Genomic DNA, 715 nt, shown 5'->3' on the forward strand with positions numbered 1-715 from the left:
GCATCCTGTGCACGGGTGGAGGCATCCTGCACGCCACCGATGTACATGGCGCTGCCTTTCTCGCCGATGATGCCCACTGTGGTTGCCTTGATGGCTTCCCGCAGGTCGGCGCCTACGTTGAAGTTCACCACGATGGAGTTCTTTGCCGGATTCCAGGTGGAGTTTTCTATAACGCCGCGGAAAGCGACTGAGGCGTAATACAATCCCGTGTTCACACTCATGCCGGTCATCAGCATGCGTTTGATGACCCGTTTTTGCAGGTCGAAGACGTGACGGATGGTTTCTTCACGCAGACCGGAGTCCTCCGCTTTCAGTTCGGCAATGATGCGGTTTTCGTCCGCACTGCCGATGGATACGGGGACGAGGATCATGTCCTCTTTGTTGTCCACGGTTACGGTATTGTCCGCCAGTTGGCCGTTGATTTGATACTTGATTTCGTTTGCCATAATTTATAAATATTTATAATGAATACTATCGGTAAAACCGGAGTCTTGCCGTTGTTAATAATTCGAATAATTATGGCATGAGGAATGAGTCTCTTGGAGAAAAGCCGGGAGGGAGTTTCACAAAAAAAATCATTCCAACATGTCAAAGAACGAAAGCCCGTTTGACATGTTGGAATGATTTTATAAATATAGGGTAACGCTTAAAAGTCAGGCGTTAGTGTGCGATGTTATAATATGATAGTATTTGATATGCTTGTTCATCAATTAAC

At 46.9% G+C, this 715-nt stretch carries 1 protein-coding gene; it reads right to left on the reverse strand.

Translation table 11 applies throughout. From position 1 onward, the window contains the following. Nucleotides 1–446, reverse strand: a 446-nt coding sequence (locus BACCELL_RS25625) for a DNA-binding domain-containing protein (RefSeq protein ID WP_007215103.1), incomplete at its 3' end; no start/stop codon positions are given. Nucleotides 447–715: the final 269 nt, after the last annotated feature.

This window comes from Bacteroides cellulosilyticus DSM 14838, from assembly GCF_000158035.1.
Lineage (GTDB): Bacteria > Bacteroidota > Bacteroidia > Bacteroidales > Bacteroidaceae > Bacteroides > Bacteroides cellulosilyticus.